This is a genomic window from Nonomuraea polychroma (assembly GCF_004011505.1).
Classification (GTDB): Bacteria; Actinomycetota; Actinomycetes; order Streptosporangiales; family Streptosporangiaceae; genus Nonomuraea; species Nonomuraea polychroma.
In genome coordinates this window covers 4,808,161-4,827,202 of record NZ_SAUN01000001.1, presented here as the reverse complement: position 1 = coordinate 4,827,202, position 19,042 = coordinate 4,808,161, and the positions used below count along the sequence as shown (strand labels likewise).

The following is a 19,042-nucleotide window of genomic DNA, read 5'->3' as shown; positions in this document are numbered from 1 at the left end:
GTCATAGAGGAGGCGGCACACGTCCGGCCGTCCCCTGTCCGGGCCCTCGCGTTCTTGAACGAGGACCCGGGCTGGCCCCTGGCCTCACCAGTGTGGCGTGTCCGGGACCCTCCGTGACGTCTATCGGTCAGGAGGCGTAGGTGGTGACTTTCCACAGATAGCCGTCGGGGTCGCTGAAGTAGCCGAAGTACCCGCCCCACTGGGCGGGGGCCGCCTCCTTGACCACGCTGCCGCCGGCAGCCACCGCGTTGCGCATCATCTCATCCACCACTTCCCTGGAGTCGGGGTTGAAGTGGAATGAGGCACCGCGGAATCCGGATCCCTCCGGGGAGACGCCGGCGTCCTGTGCCGCCGCCTCCCATTCGTAGAGAGCCAGCTGCGGGGACCCCTCGCCCAGGTTGAACGAAACGAAATTGCGGGTGTCCTTGTCGATCTTGCAGCCCAGGCCTTCGGCATAGAACTTCTTGGCGCGGGCCAGGTCCTTGACGCCCAGCATGATGGAGCTCACCTGCAGTGACACGGTTTCTCTCCTGATGATTTCGGTGTATTTGCCGCCTGAACTGGCGGGCCGGACATCCGGGCCGGGCCTGGATGTCACATCGGCGTGGGTTCGCCGGTCAATTGATATGACCGGCGAAACGGAGGAATGTGACAGATGGTCGAGCAGGATTGGCTGAGCGAGCGGTTCGCCGAGCACCAGGACCGCTTGCACGCGGTGGCCTACCGGATGCTCGGCTCACCCGGCGAGGCCGAGGATGCGGTGCAGGAGGCGTGGCTGCGGGTCAGCCGCGCCGACACCGGCCAGGTGGAGAACCCGGCCGGGTGGCTGACCACCATCGTCGCCCGGGTCTGTCTGAACATGCTCGAGGCGCGCCGGGCCCGGCGCGAGGAGTCGGCCGGGGCGCTGCCGCCCGAGCCAGCCGGGCCGCAGGAGAGTCTCCACCCACCTGGCCAGGCCAGCCCCGAGGACGAGGCGCTGCTGGCCGATTCGGTCGGTGTCGCGCTGATGGTGGTGCTGGACACGCTGACTCCTGCCGAGCGGCTCGCGTTCGTCTTGCATGACGTCTTCGCTGTGTCGTTCGGCGAGATCGGCGCCATCATCGACCGCTCCCCGGTGGCGGCCCGGCAGCTCGCCAGCCGGGCTCGGCGCCGGGTGCAAGGAGCGGCCGGGGCATCGGATGCCGCGCGATCGGCGAAGCGGGACATCGTCGAGGCATTCCTTGCCGCCTCCCGGGGTGGGGATTTCGTCGCTCTGCTCGAGTTGCTGGATCCGGACGCCGTGGTCGGCGAGATCCGCGGCGGCCACGCGGTGGCGGCCTTCTTCGCCGCACGACGAGCTCAGGCCGCCCGGCTCGCTCTGGTCGACGGCGTCCCGGCGGCCGTCTGGTCGCATCTCGGCCGGCCGAAGGCCGTCTTCACGTTCACCATCAGCAAGGGAAAGATCACCCGCATCGATATCGACACCGACCCGGGCGGGCTCCGCAGCCTCGACATCGTCTTCCTTACCGCCAACAACAAGGAGCGGTGATGAGCCAGACTCCCCGACCGGTCCACAGCATGACCGGCCTGGATCTCAAGCTCTCGTCTCTTACCCTCGCTGTCCACGACCTCGACGAGGCGCTCGGCTTCTACCGTGACGTGCTCGGCTTCGAGGTACGCAATGACGTCGAGCGCGAGGGGAAACGGTGGGTAAGTGTCGGCCCGCCGTCCCAGCCGGACGTGCAGATCCTCCTCAAATCACCTGATGTGGACCCAGGTGTCTCCCTGTCCGACCGGCGGGCGATCGAGGATCTGATGGCCAAGGGCCTGCTGGGCTGTCTCGTCTTCGTGACCGACAACTGCGACGCCACCTTCGAGCACATCGAGGCGGCGGGCGCTGATGTGATGCAAGAACCGATCAACCAGCCCCACGGTGGCCGCGACTGTGCCTTCCTCGACCCCTCCGGCAACATGCTGCGATTCACTCACCCCCGCGGCCGGTAGTACTGGTACTCGCGTCGCGGCAGGTGCCGAGCTAGTCGTCGATGACCTGGCGGATCGCGCCGGTTATGTGCTGGTCACAGCACGCGCCGGCGGAGCACCCGTGAGCTGTCCGGAAGTGCGGGCAGTCCGGCTGCACGGGTCACTGTCGGCGACTGCTTCATGACCTGCCGCTGGCGGTCTCCAGGTCCAGATCCAGGTACATCTCACTGCACGGCGACTGAAATGCCGGAACGTGGCGTGCCAGGCCTGCACGTTCGCGAGCCGCCAGGCGGCGTGGCCGATCGGCACCCGTGCAGCAGCCAGCTGCTGCGGCGCATGCCGGAGCAGCTGGCGTGGGCGATGGCCGGCCGAGGCCGCTTCGCCGCTGCACGACACCGGCGGCCGAGACGACGGCCAGGCTGCGCCAGGGCCCGCGGGGCTTGAACAGCTCGGTCTTGTAGAGGCCGATCTGTGATTCCATCAGGGTGTTGTCGAGGGCTTATCCGGCTAATGACGCTGGTTTTGGGCGTTGGCCGGGTAACGCTTTCAGCTGACCCGGGTAGTAAGTCGGCGGAGTTGCTCTTCGTGGCGACGGACGCGTGCAGCGACGGCTTCCAGAGCGGTGTGGAGGTTTCGTATTTCGTCGAGGAGGCCGGTGAGGGTGCCGTTGGTGGCGGCGCGGCGGCGGTTTTCCTCGATGATGGCGCGGAGGGTGGCACTGCGGTAGAGGGTGGTGCGGCCTAGCCCGGTGAGGTTGGCGACGGCGATGAAGGTGACGGGTTGGCCGTCGCGGTGGAGCTGGGCGCATGCCTTCTCGACGCGGTGGAGGGTGTCGCTGCTGGTCATCCGGCGTGGGCCTCGCTGATCAGGTGGTCGAGTCGGGTGATGAGTCGGCGGTGTCGTTCGGCTTCGGCGATCCAGCCTCGATTCTCGGCGTCCTGGGCGAGCGCGTCTGCGTCGACACGCTGGGCGGCGAGGATGGGCAGCGAGCTGGGTTCGGTGTGGAAGCTGGGGCAGTGTTCGCAGATGTTGGCGTAGGTGCAGGCGCCTTGGGCGGGTGCGCGTAGGCAGAAGCCGCCGGCCATTCTGGGTTTGATCAGCGGGGTGTCTTTCCAGTCCTTGCCGCCGGTGATGTCGGCCAGGGGCAGGTGGACCCGGCCGGGGGCTGGGGTGCGGGCTTGTTGTTTGGCCAGGTCGAGGGCTCGTTCGTATTCGGCGCGGACTGTGGTGTCGAACAACCGTCCGTAGCGCAGGCTCATTTCTGCGGAGGCGTGTCCGAGCAACGCCATCAGCGCCTGCAACGAGACTCCGGCGTTCACCAGAGCGGTGGCGTAGGTGTGGCGGAGCTGGTGGGAGGTGATGTGACCGAGTCCGGCTTGCTGAGCGGCGCGATCGAGTTCGGCGCGGACGGCGCCTTGGCCGAGGCGGCGTCCGTGGTGGGTGAACAGGAACTGAGCCGGACGCCGGTAGCGGGGATGTGGCATGGGTCTGCCGTGTGTTCGGAGCTCGATGATGCGGTCGATCAGGTCGAGGATCTCTTCATCGAGGGGGACCATGCGTTCGGTCTCCAGCTTCCCGAGGCCGATCTTCAGCCAGTTGCCGTGGCCGGGAACTTCATGGACGCAGTCGAGCTCCAGGTCCAGGAGTTCCCCGATGCGTAGCCCGCAGGCGCGTTGCAACCTTAGGGCGCAGGCGGCCAGCTGGTTGCCGGGACGGTCGCGGAGCTCTTCGGTCAGGCGGCGATCGGCATCGACGGGCAGGTAGCGGGGCAGCACCTGCGGGAGCTTGGGGTTGTCATCGCGGAACACCAGCTTGCGGGCGGGTGCCTCGGCCCAGCCCCACTCGGTGATGTCGGTGAGGAAGCCGGTCAGCGCGATCACCCGGCGGGAGCGGTCGGCGACGGTGATGGCTTCGCCGTTCTTGGGGTTGACGGCGTCGACCAGGGCGGTGAGGTAGGGCTCGATGTGATGCTGCCGGTCCAGCTTGGCGATCGAGGTGAGTCCGGGATCGATGTGGGTGAGGAAGAGGCCGAAGTGTTTGAGCCGGGTGGCGATCGCGGAGACGGTCTTGGGCTGGCAGGTGGCGCGCTTGCGTTCCAGGTAGGCGATCATCGTGGTGCAGATCGGTTCTGCCACCTCGGCCAGCCGCTGTTCGAAGGGGACCGGCCCGCCCATCCTCGGCAGCGTGTCGATAATGCCCAGGTGGAACAGGACTCGCTGGGCGTTGCTGAGCGCGGACAGATAGTGGCGGTGGTCCTTGCCGGTGCGGGCGCTGCGGGCGACGCAGGCGGCGGCGAACTCTTCCAGGTCGGCCAGGGTGAGCTGTTCAAGGACGGGTCCGGCCTGGATGAGCAGCCGGGCCGGCACCTGAGAGCCGGTGGCCAGACGCACGCGCAAGGAGAAGCCGAGGTCCTCGGCGGCGGTCACGAAGCGCTGCACTCCCGCAGCGACGGGCGAGTCCTCCATCTCTCGCCAGAACGTGGACAGTTTGCGTTCCAGCAGGTAGTCGTAGCCGGGTCGTAGTCCGCGGTGCAGCATGAGGAAGGTAATGATCGGCCGAGTGTGCGCATCAGCCGACAAGCGGATCTCCAACGGTTCGGCGGCCCAGCACCCGGGGCCGGGCCAACGCTCGAAGAACACCCGCGCGGCCTGCTGATAGGGACGGTTGCCTCGCCCGGTCCGCTGCAGATAGTCGAGGTAGTCGGCGTGCAGGCTATTGCTGGGCGCGGATGCGGCTGCGTGCGGCATCGAACTCGGCTTTCACGTGGGCGGGTGCCAGATGGATATAGCGGGCGGTGGTGTCGACGTGCGCGTGACCGAGCAACGCCTGCATCACCGCCAGGTCGACTCCGGCTTCGGCCAGTGCGGTGCCGAAGGTGTGCCGCAGCGCGTGGGAATGACCTGCGGTGATCCCGCTGACGGCGCGGTGATAGCGGAAGATCGTGCGCAGCCCTGCTGCCGTGAGCGGTCGTCCCCGGTTGGGGCCCTTGGCCACCAGGAACAGCCGCTGCTCGGTCGACTCGGGCCGCTCGGCCAGCAGATATACCTGGATGACCGAGGCGACGTCGGCGTCCAACGGGACGCGCCGCTGCCGATCACCCTTGCCGAGCACGCTCGCCCAGCGGCCACCGATGTCGGCGTCGGCGACGTTCAAGCCGAGCACCTCGGCCGAGCGCAGCCCGCAATACAGCATCAGCCCCGCGATCGCTCGGTCGCGCCAGGTGTGGAAGCTGGCCAGCAGCTCCGCCGCCTGGGTCTGGGACAGTGCTTTGGGCAGGCGCCGGGGCTCGCGCAGTCGTAGCGAGGAGCGATTCTTCGGGCGGCGGATCGTGTGCGCGAGCATCCCGGACCGCTCGCCGGCCACCCGCCAGCGCGCCTCGCGTCCTTTCGGGACCGGGTTGATCGACTCCGGGTCGCGCATCGTGACGAACGTGAACAGCCCCGAGATGGCCGCAAGCCGCCGATTGATCGTCGTGGCGGCGTACCGATCAATCCGACGGCCCGACAAGGTGACCACGTTCGGGCCGGCGCGACGCCCGGGAACCTTGGCCTCACGACAGGCGTGCAAGAACTTCAGCAGCGTCTCGGTCGTCACCTCACCCAGCGACACGTCCTCGGTCGCCAGCCAGCGGCAGAACGCCAGCAGGTCATAGCCGTAGGAGCGGACGGTCTTGGGCGAGTAGTTCCGGTCGGCCAGATACGCCAGATACTCATCGACCAGGACGAACTGCCCGGCGGACGGTCCGGCCAGCATCCAGCTACCCTCATGTGCTTCCAGCCGGAGTCCTTGTTCGATCATGAGAACAGATGTACCCGCAATGACCTCATCCGGCTAGCAGGTAGCAGATCACGGCGAGTCGCTGACCTGGGGAAACATACGTATTAGCCGGTTAAGAGGGAATCGCCCACTGTTCCCATGGAACCGAGCAAGCCCGCATCCCGCAGCCGCTTGCCAAAGACCCAAGACGTATATTGCGTGCCGTGATCGGAATGCAGAACAGTCGAGCGGGCGTCCGGCTTTCGCCGAGCCACGGCCATCGCCAATGCATTCACCACGAGATCCGTATTCTGCCGTGCGTCGATGGACCAGCCGATGACGCGTCGTGAATAGGCGTCCATGACGGCGGCGCAATACACCTTCCCTCCGCCGGTGGGATGCTCGGCGATGTCGGTCAACCAGAGCCGATCGGGCGCCTCGACGTCGAAGCGGCGCTGCACCAGGTCCTCCTCGGTGGCCTGGTTGACCAGGTTGCTGCGGCCCTTGCGCCGGTAGACGCCCTGCAGGCCGGCCTCGCGCATGAGCCGCTCCACGCGTTTGCGGTTGACCTTCTCACCCAGCCCGAGTGTGAGCTCGGCATGCACCCGCGGCGAGCCGTAACTGCCGCGCGAGTCGGCATGTATCTGCCGGATTACTTTGGTGAGTTCCTTATTACGGAGTTCCCGCGGCGGCTCGGGCCGGCCGAGCCACTCGTAATATCCCGAGGTCGACACCTGGAGCACTCGGCAGGCCACCGCGACCGGAATGCGGTCGTCGGCGAGTTCGCGGACCAGCGAGTAGATTACCTTGGGAGGACGTTCTCCCGGGCGAAGTACGCCGCCGCCCGCTTGAGAATGTCGTTCTCCATCTCCAGCTGCTTGTTGCGGCGGCGCAGCTCGGCGAGTTCCTTCTTCTCCGCACTGGTCAGGCGGTCACCGGTACCGGCGTTTTCATCGGCGTCGGCCTGGTTGAGCCAGTTCTGCAGGCACGACCGGCTGACGCCCAGGTCCTTGGCGAGTTGGAGGAGCGGTTTGTCACCTTGGCGTGCGAGCTCGACCGCGCGGCGCCGGAACTCGGGAGGGTGTGGCGAGGGCATGAAGGACATCCTTCCTGATGATCAAGGGTGACCTCAGGTCAAGTATCCGGAGAACAGGGGGAAGCTCACACTGCTGCGGATCTGCTTGCCGCAGTGCCAAACGATCGCGACACGCCGACAAGTTGATCTTTTACGGCTTCACTACCTGCGCAACCTTCTGACCTGCGTCAATAAGGGGCTTCCCCCAAGGCCAGGTAGTTAGCGTTTTCGGGTGCCTGTCAAGGGGGTGGCAGGGTGGGCACGGCGGTGTAGAGGCCCGGGCTGATCTTGTGGATGAGTCCGGTTGCGGACCATCGGGACAGTTGCCGATACATGGTGTTCAGGGTGATGTCGCCGAGGTGGCGAGCGATGTCGCGGGCCGGCCAGGGGCGGTCGGGGTCGTGGTGGAGGAGGGCCAGGACCCGTTGTTGTCTGCGGCGGTCGGCCGGGGCGATGGGTCGCTCGTCTCGGGATGCGGCAGGCAGTGCGGGTGGGGGTGGCAGGAGGGTGATGTCGAGGCGGGTGATGGCGCGGCTGGTGTCGGGGCGGCCGTCGTCCAGCCGTTCGCCGTAGCAGGAGATCGGTGACTTGACCTTGCGGGTGCTGATTCGTGGGCGTCGTGGTGGGAGCAGCCTGGCCAGCACCCGGCGTCCGATCGTTCCGATGGGGTCGAGAGCTTCGGGCAGGACGCCTTCGGCTTGGATCACCGGGTCACGGGCCGCGTGGAAGGCGATGGTGAACCCGCATCGATCGGGATCGGTTCCGGGACGGGACTGCGCGGCGTCAACGATGACGGTGCGCAGCAGTTGGTAGAGCGTGAGCAGCGCCCACATCTCCTGCTCGACGCCGACCGGGTCGCCCGACCTCAGCACGCGGCCGCGCAGGATCGTGTGCCGGAGTGCGTAGTAAGCCGATTCGTGTTCCCAGCGCTGGTGATACAAGGAGACCAGGGCGCCGGCGGGGTGGCGGCGGGCGTTGGTCAGCGTGGTGACCAGCCGGTAGGAGGCGTTGAAGACGGTGCCGTCAGCGCAGGTCACGGTGATCTGGGCGTCGACGATCCGCACCGGGACCGAGCCGATCACCGACAGGTAGGAGCCGTCGGTCAGGAGGGACAGGATCGGGACGCGGCGGTTGCTGCGCAGGCGGCCGACGATCTGAGCTCCGGTGCCCGTCACCGCGGTGATGAAGTCGTTGCCATCGAATCCCTTGTCCCACAGCACGAGCATGTCCGACCTCAGCAGATGCAGCAGCCGCTTGGCGCATGCGGTCTCGCCCGTGGTAGTGGGCCGTGATCGGAGTGGAAGATCGCCCCGGTCATGCTGCCCCGCGTTGCGGCGGCGGCCTGTAGTGCGTCGGTCACCAGCTCGGTGCGCATGTGGTCGGCGATCGACCAGCCCGCCAGCCGCCGCGAGCACAGGTCCAGCACGGTCGCCAGATACAGGAACCGGCCCTCGCCGATGGGCAGATAGGTGATGTCGCCCACGTAGCGCTGGTTGGGGGCGGGCGCGGTGAAGTCCCGCTTGATCAGGTCGGGCACCTTCTGATGGGACGGCTCGGGCACGGTGGTGCGCATCTTCTTACGCAAGTGCAGCCCGACGATGCCGAAGCGGCGCATGACCCGCGCGACGCGCTTGTGGTTGACCTTCCGACCCTGGGGGCGCAGTTCGGCGGTGACACGGGGACTGCCGTAGGTGCCGTCGAACGCGCCGTGGATCTGTTTGATCTCCGCCGCCAGCGCGGCATCGGCCTCCGCCCGCTCCGCCTGGACCGGCGCGGCCTTGCGCCACCGGTAGAAGCCTGACCGGGAGACTTTCAGGACCCGGCACAGCCGCTTGACGCCGAAGGCGCCCGCGTGGTCGGCGACGAACTGGAAGCGGCTCACCAGTTGGTCTCGCCGGCGAAATATTTGGCCGCCCGGCGCAGAATGTCGCGCTCCATCTCCAGCTCCCGGATCCGGGCCTTGAGCTGCTTGTTCTCCTCTTCCAGCACGTCGTCGGACGATAGCGGGCGGTGCGCGGGCTTGTTCACCGGGCCTGCCCTCCTTCGCCCCCGCCGTGCCATCTGCCTGCGCCTGACGCACCCAGTTACGCAACGTCTCCCGGCTGATCCCCAAGTCCTGCGCCACCGACGCCAGCGTCCGCGCCGGATCCGATAGGTACAACGCGACGGCGTCCGCCTTGAACTCCGGCGGGTACGACTTCATCGCCACGTGGAACTCCTTGTCTCCGGATTTCCATCATCCGGTACGCAAGGTGTCCACACCTCGGGGGGAGCGCCCAAGGCTCCACTCGCGCCACCACCCACCCCGAACTCGACAAGGCCGTCGCCCTGGCCCGGGAACTGCGGGCAGCCGGGGTGGCGGTCACCCTCGCGGTCCACGAGCACAAACGACTCGGCCGCGGCCTCGACTTTGACGCCCTGGCCGAGCACCTGCGCGCCGCCGGCATCGGCCTGGAATTCCCCACCGGCGAACGACAGGGCACCCACGACCCACCCGGGGCCGTGTTCACCGTGCTCGCGGCACTGAACGTTTTTCAACCTCCCGAAAGCGCGGGAGTTCGCGGATTCCTGAGCGTGAAACAGCGAAAAACCGCGATGGGTGGGCGCAGAGCGTGCGATCGGTGCAGGTTGCGCTGTCTGAGCCGGAGAGGGTCTGAGGGATGTTGACGGGATCTCAGCCGAGCAGAAGCTGCGGTGATGGCATTCGACGACGCCATCGTTGCTGAGTGACAAGGAGCCGACGTGCTCGATCGGCGGCCGTCACCGACGGGATCATCCGGGTTCCTTGCCGGTTACGCAGCAGGACGCATGTGCCTGCTCCGCTTGTTTTATCGTTTTTCGATGCTATCGTGAGCTACGTCATCATCGATAAACGATAAAGGAGGCGGCCGATGCCCGGCAGCCCGACAGCAACCGCGCCCTCGGCAGTCGGCGCGTGGACCCGGCGCCTGCACGCGCTCCTGACCACCGCCCTCGTCCTTGGCGTGCTCGCTTCCCTCACGCGGCTGATTGCCGACGTCATCCTCGCCTTGCCGACGGCGAAGGCCGACTACGGCTTCACCGGGCTCTGGCCGTCGCACGCCAGCGTGTCGCTCGACGGGGCTCTGGCCCCGGGAGTACGCGCGGTGGACGTCATGATCGAAGCAACACTCTACGATCCGGCGCGCGCGCCGCTGCTGGCCGCTCTGCACCTGCTCGCCTGGCTGCCCGGCGCGCTGGTGATGCTCTTGCCCCTGTTCTGGCTCGTCCGCATCACCAGCCGGGGCGTGGCCGGAGACCGCGCGCTGTTCTCCGCCGACACGGTGCAAGACCTACGGAGGATCGGTGCGATCCTCACCCTTGGCTCACTGGCGGCCTGCGCCCTCGACTTCGCGGCCAAGACTGCGGCAGCCCGGATGATGACCATCGACGCGTATGTGGTGCCCGGCGACGTCGACTGGCCGCTCGTCGCCGTGCTGATGGGTGTGGGAGCGTTCGTGGTGGCTGAAGTGATCGGGCGCGGCCTGGCCATGCTCGACGAGATCGAGGGCACGATCTGAGTGCCACCAGGCGAACTTAATGGGCGCATCGAGATCCGGCTCGATGAGCTGCTCGCTCAGCGCGGCATGACGTTGACCGAGCTGTCCTACCGGGTCGAGGTGACGATCGCCAACCTGTCCATCCTCAAGACCGGCAAAGGCAAGGCCATCAGGTTCTCCACCCTGGCCCGGCTGTGCGAGGTGCTCGAATGCCAGCCGGGAGACCTGTTGCGCTACACGGACAATCCCGCCGACGACCCGTGACGGTTACATGATCGCGATGCTGATGTTCGGCCAGTGACGTGAAGAAGCTCCTGGTAGACGGGTTGATCACCACAACCCACCCCGTCACAACCAAGAGCTTCCGGTGCTGTTCTACCAGTGAGACCGGTGCTATCGGGAACGACTGCCGCTGCGGATGAAGTTGCAGAGGCAGGAAGTGTTCTCCCCTGAGGTTGACCCTTGTCTTACCTGGCCCTGGTCCTCCCGGTGCCATCGGCAGGATCTGTCGCCTCTTGCGGGGAGGCGCTCCCGAAGATGCGTGTCGGGCTGGCCGTGTGTGGCTTGATAGAAGCCTCGGCGGGAGAACCCGTCCCGTCACTGGTCTGCCTGCTCGGCCACCCCCGGCGCGCACCGCCTTCGGAAAATCCTCGAGCCCGATGAGGGTGCACATGACGGAGTTCAAGAAGCCCAAGGCACGTCGGATCGCGGGCGGCCTCGACACGCATGCCGACAATCACCACGCCGCAGTGGTGTTGATGAACGTGCGCCGGGTCGCCGATCGCGAGTTCCCAGCAACCAGAGCCGGATACGCGGACCTGCTGGAGTGGATGCGTTCCTTCGGTCGGCTGCATGCGGTGGGGGTCGCAGGTACCGGCTCCTACGGTGCCCTGGCTCGCCACCTGAGCAGCGCGAAGGTCAAGGTGGTCGAGGTCAATCGCCCTGACCGGCAGCAGCGCAGGGCCAAGGGCAAGTCTGATCCGCTGGACTCCTACTCCGCTGCCGAAGCTGTCCTGGCCGACAGGGCTCGCGCTGTCCCGAAGAGCGGAAACGGAATGGCCGAGTCGATCCGTGTGCTGCATCTGGTCCGCGCGGGTGCGGTGAAGGCTCGCACCGCCTGCCTCAACGAACTGCAGGCGCTGCTCGTCACTGCCCCGGCCGAGCTCCGCGAGCAGCTGGCCGACCTGAAGAAGGCCCGGCTAGTCGACGCCTGCTCGCGGTTGAGGCCCTCCACGACCTGGCCGACCCCGCTCAGAGCGTCAAAGCGGCGCTGCGGCACCTCGCTGCTGGCTCCCGCGCCCTCAGCGCCGAGATCGACGCCACCTACAAGCAGTTGAAGGCGCTGATCGAGCAGGCCCGGCCCGAGCTGCTCACCACCCAAGGCGTGGGTGTCGAGACCGCCGCGCAGCTACTGACCACCTGCGGCGACAACCCCGATCGACTGCGCTCCGAGGGATCGTTCGCGGCCCTATGCGAAGTGTCGCCCGGGAGATCCGCCGGCGCACCCACGTGGTCGGCATCTTCCCCAACCGAGCGGCGATCATCCGCCTCGTCGGCGCGGTGCTGGCCGAGCAGACCGACGAGTGGGTCGAAGCCCGCCGCTCCATGGGCTTGGACGTCCTGGCCAAAGCCCGGATCCGCGTGATCCCCGGCGACACATCCGCACAGAACCCACTGCCGCAGACAATTACCGCTTAACCTGCAGAAACAGGATCACGCGAAGATCGATACATACACCACGTCCGTGGACGTGACCGTGCCAAGGTCCAGCGGGTCGGTGCCGTACCCCAAAAACCGCGAGACCTGGAACACTCTCCGACATGTGCCAGTTGCTCCGGCCTCATCTGTACGACGGCTCATCACCGTCTCGCCGCGCCCCAGGTGACCACGGCGGTGCTCACGTCCGATGAGCTGTAGGCACGCCACTTGGGCAGACGCTTCCGCGGGGCACAGTCCCCTGTCTTGCAGGTGTCGTCGGACCGCCGAGATTACTGGTTCCGCCGGCGATCTGGCTCGGGTGAGTTCATCGTCTGTGGGCGCTCACGGGATTGACCCACCTTCGGCTCACGGAATTGACCCACGGGACGGTGAACGACGGCCGACCGACCGAAGCACAGTGCGGAGCCGACACGTCCGCACCAAGCTGCGGCCCACCTACTCCTCGCTGCTGCTTTTGCCCTGTCCGCTCGCCCGGACGGTGCCGTGGACGACGAGCGACCACACTGTCCACGGCGAGCGGACAGCGGGTCAATTGCGTGAGCGGATCACGCCCCAACGGGAACATTCCGTGAGCGCCGACAATCGTCACGACCATGGAAACGGTTGCGGTGGGTGGTCGCCAGCGCGGGTCGTGACGGTGAACGACGTTCTCGACGGGCACGTGAGGCTGGATATCGAGTGTCTGGATCGGATCTACCTCAATGCTTACGTTCCGATCCTGCTGACCAGCGCCCCAGGTGGTGGCCTTCCTGCCGGGGCATCTGGGCTTCCCGTTTCCTTCGCCGACGCTGTTCAAGCAGCTGGGTGGCCGGTTCCGGCGCGCGGTGGCCTCCTTCGCCGAGACCAACCGCATTCCCTGGATCACATTCACCAAGGACGAGGCCAAGCTGGACGTGATGACCCCGTATCTGGCCCGCCAGGCCGCCACCCGACGCTCCGGGGTCGCAGCGATCGGGGTGGAGCAGGATTTCCAGCGCGTGTGGACTGCGCACGAGGGCAAGACCTCCACCGGCACCCCGCGCTGGTCGTTCGTCAAGGCCGACCGGCGGGTGACCTGCTACTACTTGTATCTGTGGGACGCCGACTTCGGCCTGGCCTTCATCAAAGTCTGCGCCTACTTCCCCTACCCGGGCAAGATCTGGATCAACGGCCACGAGTGGGCCAAACGCCAAGCCACCAAGGCCGGCCTCGGCTTCACCGAGCTGTCCAACGGCTTCGCCACCTGCACCGATCCTGCCGCCCTTCAAGAGATCTGCGACCGGCTCACCTCCGGCACCGTCAACGTGTCGTCCAGCGGTGGCTGCACCGGCTGCTACTTCCGTTCGGCGAGAAAGACCATGATGCGGGCTACTGGTGGGAAGACCTCCATGCGGCGGATCGAGATCTCCCGCACCCTGGTCTTCGACGCTCCCAAGCACGCCCGCGGCTTCTTCAAAGCCCTCGTCGCCGACAACCTCGACTTCGGCCCCCCGCACCGAGACAGTCGTCAACGCGCCCCGTGACCTGTGCTGCAACGCCCGCCTGCCCAATCTTGAGGAACTTGAGGCCAAGGCCCGCGCCGCCAACCGGCGCATACTGGAGGTCGAACGTGCCGGCCAGGGTTGCGTCCTTGCGAGTCCAGCCTTTGAGCGGATCGCGCACCCCACCACCGATGAGGTGGGGCGGAGAGCCCCGGCGCTACGCTTCGGCGATCCTCGGGTCATGGCCCTGGCCGGCGCCCTGTGCCAGACGTTGCTCGCCGCGACCGGCTTCACCAACAAGAACCTTCGCGTCTTGATGACCGGACTGCTCGGCAACGCCGCCTACAGCACGGGCCAGATGACCTACGACCTGCGTCACCTACGGCTCAACGGACTGATCCGCCGGCTACCCCGCTCCAACCGCTACGTCCTGACCGAGGATGGCGTGCGCATCGCCGTCTTCTACACCAAGATCTACAACCGTTTACTCGTCCCGTTGACCGCTGCCGATCAAGCCCAGGCGCCGCCCGAACTCCGAGCCGCGCTCAAGACCATCACCCGGCACGTCGACGACTACGCCACCCAAGCTCGGCTCCCTCGGGCGTCGTGAAACTTGACACAAACGTCCAGAAACGCGAGACCAAAGATCGTTAGTTCACGCGAGCAGAGACCCAGTGAACAACGGCCTCTGGTCCGGGCTCGCAGACGCCGGCTACGAAGGCCGCCTTTCCGTGCCGAGAGGGCCTTGCCTGCCACGGCACGGTGACCGCTCCGCTCCTTTCGCATCTCATCACTGGCACCCAGTACTCAATGTTGCTACCCCGCCGATAGCCACGGGCCATGACGAATACTGGACGACTGGCTTTCCACTTGTAGACGAGTTTCCCCTTTGATTTACGAAGGTAACGGCAGCCGATCGACTCCGGACTCCACTTTCCCGAGCCGGGGGCGATGACGTGCCGCCCGCATGGACGATCCTGCGCCACGGCGGCCTGCGCCGGCAGCGAGGAAACCAACAGCAGGGCAGGCATCAGGAGGATCGGCACGCTTCTCAGTTTCCGCATTCCTTCACCATGCCCTTGGCCGCCGGCGCCGTCAGCTGCCTCGGACAAGGTGTGGAGCGAGCGCGAAGATTTTGTGCACTCGGTGGGTGGGCGGTCGATCGTCAGCGATGGACTCTCTGCGGAGGTCGCCGCCACAATGGGCCTGTCAGGGGCGGCCTCGACGCCGAGGCCGGCTGGAGATGGTCCACTTCGATCCGCGTGCGCTGCGTCATGGCTCACACTCGCTGGCGATGCTCGCCCTGGCCTTTCTCGCGTTTCTGCGCGCCACTCCAAAAAGGAGGTCCACCCCCTGTGGACAACCGCAGCCGACCGTGAGGACCTCCTCGCCCCTGGATGAACAGGGCCTGGTAGATCGCCTCGTGTGAAATCCGCATGGCGTCATCCTCGGGGAAATCGACCTTCAGCCGATGTGCGATCTGTTCGGGGCTCCATGATGTCGTCCAGTGGCGGTCCTGACGCCGGGGCTTGTTCCGCCCCTTCCAGGGCGCCGTCTGTGGCCCCGCCACCGGGGTGCCGTCCGGGTGGCGGATCTCCCCGGCCAGCCGCTCCTGCACATACTCGCGCAGCTGCTGGTCGGCCGCCAGTTTGGCGGTCTTCGGCCGGCGGGCTCGGCGCTCGGCGTGCCATTGCGCGACCGTCGCTCGATACTCACGTCATACGTCCGCGTGGGGCGTTGCGCCGGATCTCGCGGGAGATCATCGACGGCGACCGCCCAGACGCCGCGCGATCTCGCGCACGCCGACCTTCTGGGCACGGCATAACGCGATCTCTTCCCGCTCCGCGAGCGACAGATAACGGCCCGACACCGTCGGGGCAAGGCATGGTCCCACCCCGCCAGCCTGGCGAAACCAGCGCGTCCCCACCGCCGGCGACACGCCGATCTCCGCTGCGGCGTCCTCCGAGCTCAGCCCTCGAGCGATCGCTTGTCAGAACCGGACACGGTCCTGGCGCCAGGCGACAGTCGGCCGTCCCGGCGAGGGGATCTGACCGCGACACAACCGGACAGCCTGCTGTCTCTTGCCCAGGCCCATTCACCACACCTCCAACGACGAAGTGTTTCGAGCACCGGTCGAATTCACCTGCACTGATCGGAGTCGATGATCGTGCCGGTCGGCGGCGTGCGGTTGCCGATGGCCATCCCAAAGGCGCTGGTCACCAGCGTGGCGGTCTGGGTCGAGTCGATCGACCAGCCGACCACGCGGCGGGAGTAGGCATCCAGCACCACGCAGCGGTACACCTTGCCCTCCCGAGTGGGGTGCTCGGTGATGTCGGTGATCCACAGCTGGTTGAGCCCGTTCCGCGTGAACGCCCGCTCGACCAGGTCCCTGGCGATCTGGTCCGGCCCGGCGCGTCGCCACTTGGGCCGGCCGCTGAGGTCTGCCAGCCCGGCCCGGCGCATGAGCAGCTCCACCGCGCCGTGGCTGACCAGGACCTGGTGGCCAAGGGTCAGCTCAGCTGCACCCGACGAGCCCCGTAGGTGCCGCGCGAGCGCTGGTGGATCTGTCGGATCACATCGGTCAGCCAGGCGTGCCGGATGGCCCGCGGCGAGGGCGGCCGATCTCGCCAGGCGTAGTAGCCCGACACCGAGACCGCCAGGACGCGGCAGGCGACCTCGACCGGGATGCCTTCACCGGCCATCACCGCGATGGCTTCGAACCGCCTTTTGGGGCGCCGCCAGGTGTAGATCGTCTGGGTGCTAATGTCCAGATCACGGGCCAGCTCGGTGGCCGTGCGGCCTGCTTCGAGCAGATCCAGCACCTTGCGCCAGAACTCCGGCGGGTAGCCGCGTCGTCCCATGCCACTTTCCTCTCATCAAGTGGCACAAGAATCCAGAAATCCGCCTCCACTTAACCCGGGCACACCACTCCAAGAAACCTGGCGCGGTTCAGGACATTGCCAGCACGCCTCACTGCCATGGGTGGCCTGTCGACGTGCCCTGCAGCCAGGTTGGCGGAATGGTTTGTCAATGGCCTTTGAGCTCTCCCCGCTGGCGGCCAGATAGTTCACACGCTGGTGGCCATGAGGGGGTCCCCAACGGCGGCCAGATATCTCCCCGCCGTTGCTGGACTGATGGTTAGGAGAAGGGCTTGACGCCCTGTCCCGAGGTGGCCTGGGTGAGCCGGAAGCTGTCACCCTGCGTGACCACGATGTGAGCATGGTGCATGAGCCGGTCGACGGTGGCCGTAGCCAGGGTCTTGGGCATGATCTCGTCGAAGCCGGAGGGGTGGAGGTTGGAGCTGACGGCCAGCGAGCGGCGCTCGTAGGCGGCATCGACCAGCCGGTAGAAGCCTTCGGCGGCGTCCGGGGAGACCGGGAGCAGGCCGATGTCGTCGACGATGATCAAATCGGAGCGGATGACGCGGGCCAAGGCGCGGGCGATGGAGTCGTCGGCGCGGTGGCGGCGAACCAGGGCGCCGAGGTCTTCGATGGTGAACCAGGCCACCGTCATCCCGGCCTCGACTGCTGCTTGGCCGAGTGCCTCGCTGAAGTGCGATTTTCCGGTGCCTGACGGCCCGCAGACGCATAGATTCTCCCTTCGTCGCACCCATTCCAGGCTCTTGAGGGCATCTTGGGTGGGGCGGGGGATGGAAGAGGCGCCCTCGTCCCAGTCGCCGAAGGTCTTGCCTGCGGGAAAGCCCGCGCGTCGGCGGCGGGTGTGCAGGTTGGCCCGGTCGCGGCCGGCGGCTTCTTCGGCGAGCAGGACGCGCACCACCTCGGCAGGATCCCAGCGTTGGGCTTTGGCGGTGGGGATCAGATCAGCCAGCGCCCGGCGGATGTGCGGCAGCTTCAACCGTTTGGTGAGCTCGACGGCCTCGGCGAGCGGGTCTCCGGTGGAGGCGTGGACGGAGCGCAAGGGTGTGGCCATCAGAAGGTGTCCTCGTCGAGGTCGGTGCTTGCAGGGGCGGGGGTGGTGCCGAAGCGGGCCCAGGCGGAGGTGCCCGGCTGCAGGCTGTGAGTCTCGCTGGCGCGGGTCGGCTGGTCGCTGTCGTGTTTGACCTGGTAGTCCAGGATGGACAGCAGGTCGGCGTCGGCGAAGCGGCCGGTCAGCGCGGCAGTGCCGAGCGCCCGGTCGACCTGGGCGCTGGAGTAGAGCTTGGCCAGGGCGACGGCCTCGGCCATCTTGGCCTTGACGCGGCGGGTGCCCGCGGCGGCGGCCTCGACCAGCCAGGTGGCCGCGCCGGGGCCGATCATCAAGAACGCGGCCTCCTCGGCGCTGGTGGCTTTCGGGGTGCGGTCGGCTTCCTTGTTCTCCCGGGGCGGGTAGTGCGCGGCGTCGATAACGGGGGTGCCGGCCTGGCCGCGGGCGTGCCGGGCGATCTCGCGGGCGGTGCCGTCGCCGTCCACCGCGGTGACGACGAGCTCGTCGCCGTGGAAACGGGCCCAGACGCGGGTGTCGATCAGGTGGTGGGGCACCGAATAGCGCACCGCTTCCACCGAGATGGTGGAGTCCCAGCAGACTCGGCGGGTGGTGCCGAAGGCGACGGTGAAGGGCTGCTTGGGCAGGGGGTGCAGGCGCGTGCGTTCCTCGGCCAGCAACTCGATCGGGCGGCGCTTGGTCTCCCGGTGGATCCGCCCGTTGACCTCTTCGCCGAAGGCGCGGCAGGCCGCTTCCAGCTCGCCGAACGTGCGGTATTCGGCCAGCAGGTTGACCTCGGTAGGCACCAGGTCGGCCTTGGCGATGCGCACGGTCGCCTCGCTGCCGCCCTTGGACTCGGGGTCGGCCGGCACGCACGTGCGGATGGTCATCCCGTAGTGCCGGGCAATCTCGACGATCTCCGGGTTGCGCACCGCGATCCCCGCGATGTGGTCGGTGGTGACCGTCTTCTCGTTGTCGGTCAACGCATAGGCAGGCACCCCGCCGATCCGCCGCAACGTCGCATCCAGGCACGCGACGATCGTCGGCATGGTCTTGTCCCAGACCGGGATGACCACGCGAAACCGCGACCAGGCCAGCCATGCGCACCACAGGATCGTCTGCCGGCCCTTGATCACCGGGCCCCATCCCCAGTCCCACTGCAGCCACAGCCCCGGCTCAGTGATCCACGGCCGATAGATGCGCCGCTGCCCCGCGCGATGCTGCGCCTTCGCCTCGGCCACCGTGCGGCGGGTGGTGCGTTCCCCGCCGGTGAACCCCATCGCGACCAGCCGCTTGTGCACGACATCGGCGCGGATCTTCCCGTTCGAGCGGACCACCAGTTCCTCGATCTTCGGCAGGAACGCGTCGATCGCCCGCTCACGATGCCGCTTGTCGGCCGGGTTCTGCCCAGCAGCCCGCATCTTCACATACCGGGCCACCGTGTGGTGGTCACACCCGGCCAGCTCGGCCGCCGCGCGGTAACTGCCCGTGAGGTCGTACGCCTCCAGGATTTCCATGATCTCCCTGCTGTTCTTCACCCGGACGATGATCACCGTCCAGGTCGGACGGGACGAACCGGGGAGATATCTGGCCGTACGCGGGGAACCTCGTGGCCGTCAGTGGGGCGGTAA

The 19,042-nt window shown here is 67.2% G+C and carries 18 protein-coding genes and 3 pseudogenes; 8 read left to right on the top strand and 13 right to left on the bottom strand.

Features of this window, described 5'->3' with window-relative positions:
- Positions 1 to 127 precede the first annotated feature (127 nt).
- Positions 128 to 520: a VOC family protein gene (locus tag EDD27_RS21995; protein ID WP_127934060.1), complete on the bottom strand. Its 393-nt coding sequence runs from the start codon at positions 518 to 520 to the stop codon at positions 128 to 130.
- 135 nt (positions 521 to 655) lie between these two features.
- Between EDD27_RS21995 and EDD27_RS21990 the strand changes: the two genes are divergently transcribed.
- Both EDD27_RS21990 and EDD27_RS21985 read left to right on the top strand, forming a co-directional pair.
- The gene (locus tag EDD27_RS21990; protein WP_127934059.1) at positions 656 to 1,528 is read left to right on the top strand and encodes a sigma-70 family RNA polymerase sigma factor; all 873 of its coding nucleotides are present in this window, start codon (positions 656 to 658) and stop codon (positions 1,526 to 1,528) included.
- The gene (locus EDD27_RS21985; RefSeq protein ID WP_241564185.1) at positions 1,528 to 1,983 is read left to right on the top strand and encodes a VOC family protein; all 456 of its coding nucleotides are present in this window, start codon (positions 1,528 to 1,530) and stop codon (positions 1,981 to 1,983) included. Before EDD27_RS21990 ends, EDD27_RS21985 begins: the two co-directional genes overlap by 1 nt.
- A 525-nt stretch (positions 1,984 to 2,508) precedes the next feature.
- Here EDD27_RS21985 and EDD27_RS21980 read toward each other — a convergent pair.
- The 7 genes and pseudogenes from EDD27_RS21980 to EDD27_RS56795 all read right to left on the bottom strand — a co-directional run.
- Positions 2,509 to 2,808, bottom strand: a complete 300-nt coding sequence (locus EDD27_RS21980) for a hypothetical protein (RefSeq protein ID WP_127934058.1) — start codon at positions 2,806 to 2,808, stop codon at positions 2,509 to 2,511.
- Positions 2,805 to 4,709, bottom strand: coding sequence for a tyrosine-type recombinase/integrase (locus EDD27_RS21975; protein ID WP_127934057.1), 1,905 nt, complete (start codon positions 4,707 to 4,709; stop codon positions 2,805 to 2,807). Before EDD27_RS21975 ends, EDD27_RS21980 begins: the two co-directional genes overlap by 4 nt.
- Positions 4,675 to 5,760: a tyrosine-type recombinase/integrase gene (locus EDD27_RS21970; RefSeq protein WP_127934056.1), complete on the bottom strand. Its 1,086-nt coding sequence runs from the start codon at positions 5,758 to 5,760 to the stop codon at positions 4,675 to 4,677. Before EDD27_RS21970 ends, EDD27_RS21975 begins: the two co-directional genes overlap by 35 nt.
- Positions 5,761 to 5,843: 83 nt before the next feature.
- Positions 5,844 to 6,512: an IS3 family transposase gene (locus tag EDD27_RS21965; RefSeq protein ID WP_241564831.1), complete on the bottom strand. Its 669-nt coding sequence runs from the start codon at positions 6,510 to 6,512 to the stop codon at positions 5,844 to 5,846.
- 8 nt (positions 6,513 to 6,520) lie between these two features.
- On the bottom strand, positions 6,521 to 6,814 hold the full coding sequence (locus EDD27_RS21960; RefSeq protein ID WP_164903730.1) for a transposase: 294 nt from the start codon (positions 6,812 to 6,814) through the stop codon (positions 6,521 to 6,523).
- Between the two features lie 218 nt (positions 6,815 to 7,032).
- Positions 7,033 to 8,187: a transposase gene (locus EDD27_RS21955; RefSeq protein WP_277750842.1), complete on the bottom strand. Its 1,155-nt coding sequence runs from the start codon at positions 8,185 to 8,187 to the stop codon at positions 7,033 to 7,035.
- Positions 8,088 to 8,996, bottom strand: a pseudogene (locus EDD27_RS56795) (IS3 family transposase); the annotation flags it as partial. The pseudogene EDD27_RS56795 and the gene EDD27_RS21955, both read right to left, overlap by 100 nt.
- Before the next feature lie 688 nt (positions 8,997 to 9,684).
- Between EDD27_RS56795 and EDD27_RS21940 the strand changes: the two are divergent.
- The 6 genes and pseudogenes from EDD27_RS21940 to EDD27_RS55660 all read left to right on the top strand — a co-directional run bounded on the left by EDD27_RS21940 (position 9,685) and on the right by EDD27_RS55660 (position 14,100).
- On the top strand, positions 9,685 to 10,332 hold the full coding sequence (locus tag EDD27_RS21940; protein ID WP_127934051.1) for a DUF2975 domain-containing protein: 648 nt from the start codon (positions 9,685 to 9,687) through the stop codon (positions 10,330 to 10,332).
- Complete coding sequence (locus EDD27_RS21935) at positions 10,333 to 10,575, top strand: helix-turn-helix domain-containing protein (RefSeq protein ID WP_127933242.1); 243 nt, start codon at positions 10,333 to 10,335, stop codon at positions 10,573 to 10,575.
- A gap of 407 nt (positions 10,576 to 10,982) precedes the next feature.
- On the top strand, positions 10,983 to 11,648 hold the full coding sequence (locus EDD27_RS21930; protein ID WP_164903729.1) for an IS110 family transposase: 666 nt from the start codon (positions 10,983 to 10,985) through the stop codon (positions 11,646 to 11,648).
- 130 nt (positions 11,649 to 11,778) lie between these two features.
- Positions 11,779 to 12,009 (top strand): annotated as a pseudogene (locus tag EDD27_RS21925) (transposase); the annotation flags it as partial.
- Positions 12,010 to 12,770: 761 nt separating this feature from the next.
- Positions 12,771 to 13,532: a hypothetical protein gene (locus EDD27_RS55665; protein WP_206641581.1), complete on the top strand. Its 762-nt coding sequence runs from the start codon at positions 12,771 to 12,773 to the stop codon at positions 13,530 to 13,532.
- 199 nt (positions 13,533 to 13,731) lie between these two features.
- The gene (locus EDD27_RS55660) at positions 13,732 to 14,100 is read left to right on the top strand and encodes a hypothetical protein (protein ID WP_206641580.1); all 369 of its coding nucleotides are present in this window, start codon (positions 13,732 to 13,734) and stop codon (positions 14,098 to 14,100) included.
- Positions 14,101 to 14,874: 774 nt separating this feature from the next.
- Here the strand turns inward: EDD27_RS55660 and EDD27_RS56790 are convergent.
- The 5 genes and pseudogenes from EDD27_RS56790 to istA all read right to left on the bottom strand — a co-directional run.
- Positions 14,875 to 15,585, bottom strand: a pseudogene (locus EDD27_RS56790) (transposase); the annotation flags it as partial.
- Between the two features lie 44 nt (positions 15,586 to 15,629).
- Positions 15,630 to 15,965 (bottom strand): DDE-type integrase/transposase/recombinase, encoded by a 336-nt coding sequence (locus EDD27_RS21910; RefSeq protein WP_127934049.1) that lies wholly within the window; start codon positions 15,963 to 15,965, stop codon positions 15,630 to 15,632.
- 35 nt (positions 15,966 to 16,000) lie between these two features.
- Entirely contained in the window at positions 16,001 to 16,351 is a 351-nt protein-coding gene (locus EDD27_RS21905) for a transposase (RefSeq protein ID WP_127934048.1), read from the bottom strand.
- A 277-nt stretch (positions 16,352 to 16,628) separates the two neighbouring features.
- On the bottom strand, positions 16,629 to 17,420 hold the full coding sequence (gene istB / locus EDD27_RS21900; protein WP_127934047.1) for an IS21-like element helper ATPase IstB: 792 nt from the start codon (positions 17,418 to 17,420) through the stop codon (positions 16,629 to 16,631).
- Positions 17,420 to 18,949, bottom strand: a complete 1,530-nt coding sequence (gene istA / locus EDD27_RS21895; protein WP_127934046.1) for an IS21 family transposase — start codon at positions 18,947 to 18,949, stop codon at positions 17,420 to 17,422. The genes istB and istA overlap by 1 nt, the downstream gene beginning before the upstream one ends.
- Positions 18,950 to 19,042 lie beyond the last annotated feature (93 nt).